Origin of the sequence: Lutimaribacter saemankumensis, assembly GCF_900100005.1 — a bacterium.
Taxonomy (GTDB): domain Bacteria; phylum Pseudomonadota; class Alphaproteobacteria; order Rhodobacterales; family Rhodobacteraceae; genus Lutimaribacter; species Lutimaribacter saemankumensis.
Genome location: NZ_FNEB01000024.1, coordinates 1 through 8,414 on the forward strand (window position 1 = coordinate 1; position 8,414 = coordinate 8,414).

At 58.7% G+C, this 8,414-nt stretch carries 6 protein-coding genes and 1 pseudogene; 2 read left to right on the plus strand and 5 right to left on the minus strand.

The window, feature by feature from the left end:
* Nucleotides 1-276: 276 nt before the first annotated feature.
* Nucleotides 277-816 carry a cysteine hydrolase family protein gene (locus BLT50_RS18465; RefSeq protein ID WP_090030739.1) on the plus strand — a complete coding sequence of 180 codons (540 nt, stop codon included), beginning with the start codon at nt 277-279 and terminating at the stop codon, nt 814-816.
* A gap of 213 nt (nt 817-1,029) precedes the next feature.
* Here BLT50_RS18465 and BLT50_RS18470 read toward each other — a convergent pair whose 3' ends face one another.
* The 4 genes from BLT50_RS18470 to BLT50_RS18485 all read right to left on the minus strand — a co-directional run bounded on the left by BLT50_RS18470 (nt 1,030) and on the right by BLT50_RS18485 (nt 5,875).
* A complete protein-coding gene (locus BLT50_RS18470) occupies nt 1,030-2,172 on the minus strand; it encodes an NADH:flavin oxidoreductase/NADH oxidase (RefSeq protein ID WP_090030746.1) in 1,143 nt (380 codons plus the stop codon).
* 104 nt (nt 2,173-2,276) lie between these two features.
* Nucleotides 2,277-3,941, minus strand: coding sequence for a thiamine pyrophosphate-dependent enzyme (locus tag BLT50_RS18475; protein ID WP_090030740.1), 1,665 nt, complete (start codon nt 3,939-3,941; stop codon nt 2,277-2,279).
* Between the two features lie 533 nt (nt 3,942-4,474).
* The gene (locus tag BLT50_RS18480; protein ID WP_090030742.1) at nt 4,475-5,551 is read right to left on the minus strand and encodes a PLP-dependent cysteine synthase family protein; all 1,077 of its coding nucleotides are present in this window, start codon (nt 5,549-5,551) and stop codon (nt 4,475-4,477) included.
* A gap of 108 nt (nt 5,552-5,659) precedes the next feature.
* Nucleotides 5,660-5,875 carry a tautomerase family protein gene (locus BLT50_RS18485; protein ID WP_090030744.1) on the minus strand — a complete coding sequence of 72 codons (216 nt, stop codon included), beginning with the start codon at nt 5,873-5,875 and terminating at the stop codon, nt 5,660-5,662.
* 135 nt (nt 5,876-6,010) lie between these two features.
* On the opposite strand from BLT50_RS18485, the gene BLT50_RS18490 reads away from it, so the two are divergent.
* Nucleotides 6,011-7,570, plus strand: a complete 1,560-nt coding sequence (locus BLT50_RS18490; RefSeq protein ID WP_090030748.1) for a winged helix-turn-helix domain-containing tetratricopeptide repeat protein — start codon at nt 6,011-6,013, stop codon at nt 7,568-7,570.
* 161 nt (nt 7,571-7,731) lie between these two features.
* Here the strand turns inward: BLT50_RS18490 and BLT50_RS18495 are convergent.
* Nucleotides 7,732-8,363 (minus strand): annotated as a pseudogene (locus tag BLT50_RS18495) (IS6 family transposase); the annotation flags it as partial.
* Nucleotides 8,364-8,414: the final 51 nt, after the last annotated feature.

Sequence of the window (8,414 nt, forward strand, 5' to 3'; positions counted from 1 at the left end):
CTCGAACGGTGGTCAGGAGCGGCTGTCTCATCTGTAAACAGCCGCTCTCAACGCTAATGCCCGACGGTGCCCGCATCTTGGCGGCGCTCCGACGTACATTCCGCTCATCGGCAGGTGTGGGCCACGCTCAAACGCAACTCACAGCGTTAGGGCTTTCTAAGTTGCTCACCCTTCTGTCAGCAGTTTTTGTTTTGCCGAGTGAGGCTTGACTGCAGGCAACTTCGCCACATCATGCGGTGCTTACAGAACGTAACCTGCCGGAAAAGAGGCCGAAGCATGAAGACTGCTCTTATTCTTGTGGATATCCAGAATGATTATTTCGAAGGTGGAAAATGGCCCGTTGCCAATATGGCAGAGGCTGCTGGCAATGCAGCACGACTCTTGAAGGCAGCCCGGGCGAAAAAGGATGTGATTGTCCATGTGCACCACGAAATGCCGCAAGGTGGGCCGTTCTTCGTCGCAGGTACGGATGGTGCAAGGATCAATGATACAGTCTCACCGCAAGGTGATGAAACTACAGTTCTGAAACACAGGCCCAACAGTTTTCACGATACCGGGTTGGAAGCTCTTCTTCGCGATGCGGGGGTAACCAGCGTCACGATTTGCGGAGCGATGTCACAGATGTGTATCGACGCGACGGCACGTGCGGCACGCGACCTCGGGTTCGATGTGACCGTCATAGAAGATGCTTGCGGTGCGAAGGAAACCTCTTTCGGCAACGTTACAGTGCCGGCAGAATTTGTTCACGCCACAATAATGGGGGCGCTGAACGGCAGCTACGCGACTGTAACCAATACAGCTTCCTACCTTGCCTGAGCCCCGAACGGGTGGCATGCGACATCCCACATAGCGAAGCATTGACCTAGCACCATGCGTTATCATCCCGGGCTACACGGCTAGCGACTTCAGTATCTTGCTCCGCGCCTGTGCATAACCAAAACGGTTCATCGGCAAGGTAAGATATGCAGCCCCTCCGAAAGCTCCTTTTTTGTGAACCAGAAGGCGCTCACCAACGAGAAGTTCACGACTTCAGGGCTTATAGAAATCCGATGTCCTTTGACGGCTGGCGAGCCACCAGCCCGATTGTACGGGCCATTCCGCGAAGTCCGTGTCGTGGCCCAGATCTCTGGCGGCATGCAGCGCCCATTGCGGATCGACCAGCGCCTCGCGCGCGATGGCGATAAGATCCGCAGACCCGTCAGCAAGAATGCTTTCGGCCTGCACAGGGTGCGTGATCAGGCCCACGGCCATCGTTGCCATGCCGACTTCGCTCCGGACGCGATCAGCATAGGGAACCTGGAACCCCGGCTGCCGCTTTTGCGAGCCACTAGCCGTTGCGGCCCCGGCGATGCCGCTTGAGGAACAATCCATCACGTCGACGCCAATGTCCTTGAGCGCACGCGCCAGCACAACAGTGTCCTCGAGGCGCCACCCGTCGGGCGACCCGTCGACCGCCGAGGTGCGAAAGAACAAGGGCAGGTCTTCCGGCCAGGCGCCGCGCACCGCTTCGGCGATTTCGAGGGCAAGCCGCATGCGCCCGGTCAAATCCCCGCCATAGGCGTCCTTGCGCCTGTTCGAGAGCGGCGACAGAAAGCTGTGCAGCAAGTAACCGTGGGCGCCGTGAATTTCGACGATCCTGTAGCCGGCCTCGCGCGCGCGGTGCGTCGCGGACACGTAGTCGTCGATCAGGGCCTTGATCTCGGACACCGACAGCTCATGCGGAACGGGCCAGCCATCGGCAACCGGCATCGCGCTCGGCCCGACCGGCGCCCAGGGCATGTCGCCGCGGGCGATATCCGCGTCGTTCAGCGGGCCATTGCCGAACCACGGCCGCTGCATCCCTGCCTTACGTCCCGCATGCCCTAGCTGGAGCGCCGGAATGGCACCGTTCCGCAGCGCGAATTGGGCAATCCGTGCGTGACCCGGAATCTGGCTATCAGCCCAAAGCCCGGGGCACCCGTGCGTGATGCGACCAGCCTTTTGCACGGCGGTCGCCTCGGTAAACACGATGCCGGCGCCCCCAATCGCGAAGCGGCCCAGTTGCACAAGATGCCAGTCATCCATGTGCCCTTCATGTGCCGAGTATTGGCACATAGGCGAGATGACGACGCGGTTGCGGGTTTCGACGCCCCGTATCCTGAGGGGTTGGAACAGTTTTGGGATCTCGGTCATCGGCATGCTTCCTTGCAAGATCATTCCATCTTGCATGCCAGTTCACGCAGTTCAATCAGACGGCAGCGCATGAAACGGTCGACCGGCGCTTTCCGCGGCCAACGCTAGTCGCCGGAATAGGGAACATCGGGGCGCACGATCAGCGGCCAGGGGCTTACTTCTTCGTCTGGGTCGACGCGGACCTCGATCAGGGCCGGCACATCCGCCGCGATTGCCTGTTCCAGTAGCGGCGCCAGTTCCGAAGGCGAGCTGGCCAGGTATCCCTTTACGCCATTGGCCTCGGCCAGTTTCACGTAATCGACGCCGGGCAAGTCGCTGGCGACCGTCCTGCCAGAAAAATTTGTGATCTGATCGCGCCTGACATTGCCGTAGGCCCGATTGTTGAACACGATCGCGACCACGCCAATGCCGTGCTGGGCCGCCGTCGAAAGCTCGGCCGCTGCGAACATCAAGCCGCCATCCCCGAGGATCGCGACCACCGGCCTGTCCGGGCGGCCGACCTTTGCACCCAGCGCGGTCGGATAGGCATAGCCCAGGTTTCCCTGGTAGCCGGAGGTGATGTAGGTGCGCGGTTCGTAAACCGGCCACGCGAAATAGGACGCATAGCCAGCCTGGCACATGTCCTTTACAAGGATGCCGTCGCGCGGCAGGGCCTGCCGGATGACTTCGAGATAGGAAACCTGCGGCTGCACCCCGTTTACCAGCTCGGCCCCCTTTTCGCGCGCCCGTGCGATCCGCTGCCGATTGCCGGTTTTCGAGATGCCTTCGCGCGACAGGGCATCCCCGAGCACGCCTGCCCCGGTGGCAGCGTCGCAGACGATGCCGACATCGGGTTTCAGCCTCAGCAGTTCTTCGGGTTCGATTTCGATGCGGATCAGCTTGCGCGGCGGGGCAAGCCGGTCGGATGCATCCATCATCCCGCGCCAGCGCATCGCCTGCAATTCGCATCTCGATCCGATGCCGATCAATAGATCGGTGTCGCGCCACAACTCGTAAGCCTCAACCGAATTGACGCAGAGCGGGTGATCGGCCGGTAAGATGCCACGCCCGCCGCGAAACGCGGTGACGGGCGCGTCGAGCATCTCGGCCAGCGCGCGCACTTCGGCCCCGGCATGCTGCGCGCCCGAACCGACCATGATCATCGGGCGTTTGGCGTCCCTGAGCAGATCGACGGCCCTGTCAATCATCGAGGGGTCAGCCGGGGCATCGCACGACAGTGCAGGCGCCACGCGATCCACGACCGGGGCGGTTTGCGCCATCGTATCCCAGCACATTTCCAGAGCCACCGGTCCGGGCCGCCCTGCCTGCATCCGCTGGAACGCTTCGTCCACAAGCGGGCGGGCGGCCGTCGCGTTGGGAATGCGCTCGGCCCATTTTATGAACGAGGCCAGCGTCGCCCGCTGGTCGGGAATTTCATGCAGGTGGCCGCGCCCCTGCCCAAGGAACGGCGACGGCACCTCGCCTGTCAGCAGCAACAGCGGCGCGTTTACCGCGACAGCGGTACACAGCGCGGCCCCGGTGTTCAAAACACCCGGCCCCGGCACGACCGAAAACACCCCGGGCCGCCCCGTCGCCCTTGCATAGCCCATGGCCATGTAGGCCGCGGCCTGTTCATGCCTTGGGCCGATGACCCGTATCGAATTCTCGGCCTTCTTGAGCGCGTCCATCAAAGGGTAAGTCTGAACGCCCGGCAGCGCAAAAACCGTATCCACATTATGCGCTGAAATCGCATCGACGATGGCCTGTCCACCTGTCACGGTTCTGGTCATGGTTGCTTGTCCACCGCTTTGACGGCCCGATGAGCCCTGGATGGTCCGAGCCTAGACCGCGGCATCCGCCCGGCACAACTTATTCCGCGGCTCTTGTGTTCGGACAAGGGAGTGCAGCAGCTTTCTGCATCACAAAGCAAAGTCTCTGCAGATTGTAAATGCACGCTGTTACCAGAGTTGATCGTGGTCTGCGCTCTTGTTTCAGGCACGTTGTTTTTTTTGGCTGGGGGCTCAGATTGCGGGGTTGATCGGCATAGGAGACGCCGCGGCAGAGTTCGAACGAGGCTTCAACGCCTGGAAGATCATGATCTTCTTGGCTCCCGCATCTGCTCTTCAGGCACAGAGCCGAAAGAAAAACCGAGGGGCTTAATTACTGCAAAGCAAGTATCGAGGCTTTCCAGCACTGTCCGCTCTGGGCTCGATGCCTTCATTAGCTGCAGCATGCGCCGATGACCGCAATGCGGCCCGAGCAAGCGTTTGAATAAATTCTTGTAGAGCAACCTAAAACTAAGCGCTTGGTTTCTGCGGCATGGCTATTCGGAAATCAATTGTGCCGATGGCGTCGAAGCCGAGAGCACCTGCTCGTCCTTCGTCATTTCCTCTTCGATCCCGTCAAAAAGGGGCGTGGAGAGATAACGCTCGCCGGTATCTGGCAGCATCACCAATATCACCGTGCCTTCCTCGGCTTTCTCCGCCAGACGCATTGCGACCGCGAAGGTCGAGCCTCCGGAAATGCCCGTAAAAATGCCTTCCTCTGCGGCAAGGCGCCGAGACCATGCGATGCCCTCGGACCCGGGGATAGGGATAAGGTCGTCGTAGTAGGACTTGTCGATCGCTTCCTGTAACACCCAAGGTATGAAGTCCGGCGTCCATCCCTGAATCGGATGCGGCTCGAAGTTCGGGTGGCTTTCGATTGGTTGATGCGCCTCGTTTCGCTTGTTGACATAGCCCGACGATACGATGGCTGCGTTGGACGGTTCCGTCAGGATGATCTTTGTCTCCGGCCGCTCTGCTCTCAGCGCTCGAGCCACGCCTGAAACCGTCCCGCCAGTGCCGTACCCGGTGACCCAGTAATCGAGCCGCTTTCCATCGAAATCGCTTAGAATCTCTCGTGCCGTTGTCGCTTCATGGATATCGGCATTATCCTTGGTCTCGAACTGGCTGGCGAGGAACCAGCCGTTTGCTTCAGCAAGTTCCTTGGCCTTGATGTACATACCGAAGCCTTTTTGCGCCCTTGGGGTCAGCACGACCTTCGCGCCTAAAAAACGCATCAATTTTCGTCTTTCAACGGAAAAACTGTCAGCCATTGTGACCACAAGCGGGTAACCCTTTGCGGCACAAACCATGGCAAGTCCAATACCAGTATTTCCTGATGTTGCCTCAACCACAGTTTGTCCTGGCTTCAAGCGGCCTTCACGCTCGGCTGCCTCAATGATGTTGAGTGCAAGCCGGTCCTTGATTGATCCTCCGGGATTAAAGGCCTCAGCCTTGACGAAGACCGAGACATGATCGGGTGCGATGCGATTGATGCGGATGGTGGGTGTATTCCCTACCGTGTCGAGCACATTTTCGTAAAGCAAACCTCTTCCCGTCGTGTTCCGTAAGCTCATACCTTGATCTCCCGTTGGCCTGTGCGCTGAGCATGGCACATCTTTCGCATTCCTGATACAAGCAACGTCATGGCGCCCGACGCATCGGGCGCCATGACGCTCGCCAACCTATTCTGCGGCCAGGGCCTTTACGTCGGCCGTCGAAAGGGGCTTACCCCCTATGGCCCATGCACCTGACGCGAACTCCTGTACCCTGACCCAGGTCACCTGGCGCATCGCCTCACCTTCGATGCCGACCATCACATCGGTAATCTTCTCGATCATTTCCTTCTTCTGCTCGGGGGTGAAAACGTCCTCGATCAGCTGAATGTCTACTAGTGGCATTGTGCCTCTCCTCTTCCCATAATTTCGGGCCGAAATCTCCGGACCGTTCTCAAGCATCCCATACACAGCACCATGTTGCTTGGGGTGAAGCTGAGGATTCTATGGTTGTTTCTTGAGGATTTGATACGATGGAGCATGCTTTTCCGATTCAAAGACTTCGAATTGAATACGATTAGCGGCGAGCTTCATAAAGGCGACGAAGAAGTATTTCTTGAACCGCGCGCCTTTTCGCTGCTGTGCCTCCTTGTTGAGAACAGTGACCGTGTAATCACCAAAGACGAAGCGATCGAAAAGGCGTGGAGTGGTCGCTTTGTCACCGATGCGGCGATTTCAACAGCGTTGAAATCCGTGAGGCGCGCGTTGGGAGACGACGGTGAAACTCAAGGCATGGTAAGAACCCTGCGTGGGCGCGGATTCCGCTTTATTGAGCCCGTGGCCTTGTTAGGTGTCGCTCCGGGAGAACCCGCGGCATCTCTGGAAAAGGCGGAAGCCGACCGAGCTTCTGGCCGTCCATCTTTGGCAATCCTACCATTCCGGTTCTTGGGTCAAACCGGCGGCCACACTGCAATAGCCGATGCTATTCCCGCCGAATTGATCGCGTCACTTTCTAGACTGCGCTGGCTGAAGGTGTTCGCGCGTGGGTCGACATTTCGCTTTCGAGATCGCTATTCCGATCTGGCGGCCGTCGGCTCGACCCTCGGGGCACGTTATTGCCTCAGCGGAATAGTGGAGATGTTTGGAACAAATCTCGCCGTTTCCGTAGAATTGACTGATGTGCGGACCATGAGTGTTGTCTGGGGTGAGCGTTTCCAAGGAATACTGGATTATGTTCACAATATTAGGTCGGAGATCGTGGCAAGCGTTGTAAGCGCTTTGGAATTGCACATCCCAATGCAGGAGGCTGAAGCAGCGCGCTTGCGCTCGCCGCAAAGCCTCGATGTCTGGGCGCGCTACCATGTCGGACTCCAGCATATGTATCGCTTCAACAAAGCTGACAACATGGCCGCAGCAGCATGGTTCGACAAGGCAATCGAGCAGGATCCAGACTTCTCTCGCGCCTACGCTGCGCGATCCTTCACTAGTTTCCAGTGTGCTTTTCTAAACTACTCGCAGAATCGAGAGGCCGATGTGCAAGAGGCACGCCAGTTCGCGGAACGAAGTGTGGAACTCGATCCGCTTGACCCCATGGGGTGCTTCAATCTTGCGCGAGCGCATTGGTTAGAGGGCGTGCCGGAGGCCGGACTCGGTTGGTTAGATCGAACGGTCAATCTCAGTCCGAATTTCGCTCAAGGTCACTACGCACGCGGCTGGACCGACGCCATCGCTGGCCGAGGGTGCGATGCATTAAGGCACGTCGAGACAGCGATCGACTTGAGCCCGCTGGATCCATTTCTTTACGCGATGCAGGCGACGCGGGCGCTGGCCTATCTAGTCAACGGCGATACAAAGCGAGCCGCAGTCTGGAGCGAGCGCGCGGCACGGGCACCTGGCGCCCACTACTTGATCGCATTGATTGCGGCCGCATCGCACCAGATGAACGGTGGAAAAGAACAGGCTACTTTTTGGGCGGACCACGCATTGCGAAGACGGCCTGGAACCTCTGTTGAACGCTTCTTCCGGGCGTTCCCATTTGTAGATCAGAATTTCAGACGCGAGATCACGGCTGCGCTCCGTAAATCAGGGGTTTCTCACTGACCCAGCCGTCGTTTTGCTGCCTTTTGTGCAAGGCGCGGCCGCTGTATATCCTTGGTGATCGGAAACAGAGTAGTACGTGTTGGCCCTAAGAGGTCGACGTTTGCCAATCTGAACGGTGCTGTCAGTCTAATTCGAACTCGTCTCTGCAAGGACAGTGAGGCTGCCGCTTTTGCCGCGCAGAGATCGCGCCACTCGGCCAGAGCAGCGGTTCGGTTCTGTTTGGAGTGGCCCCGTTTGGAGAGGCTGCGATCCTGGTTGAAGTGGTTGAAGACGGAGGAATGGTCGGCGACGAATTTCTGCAAACTTCGCATTCGCCGAAAGCGCTGCATCGCGCGCTCTCGTCGTCGGAATGGAAGGTGTGAATTCTCAACGCGGTTGTTCAGCCAACGACCGCAAGCTTGCCGATCCTCGCACCCCATGTCGCGCAGCGGCGCTTTTGTTTCTTCGCTTAGTGACGACGCTCTCAAGCACCTCGCCTTCATGATCGACAGCTCGCCAGAGGTCGTGCCGCTCGCCGTTGATCTTCACGAAGACCTCGTCGACATGCCACCCATTGCCATCGCGAAAAGGCACGCAGTTGCTGAACACGTCGCCCGCGGATCTCAGACATAAACATCGACCCGAACCTGTTCCACCAGAACCGGATGGTGTCATGGCTGACATCAATGCCGCGTTCGCGCAGCAGGTCTTCTACGTTTCTGAGCGATAGCGGGAACCGGACATAGAGCATTACCGCCAGGCGAATGATCTCGGGGCTGGTTTTGAAATACTTGAAAGGCGAGCGTTTGGACATCTTGAGGGGCTACGAAAGCCCCCTGCCCGCCTCAAGCTAAGTTAATCTGAC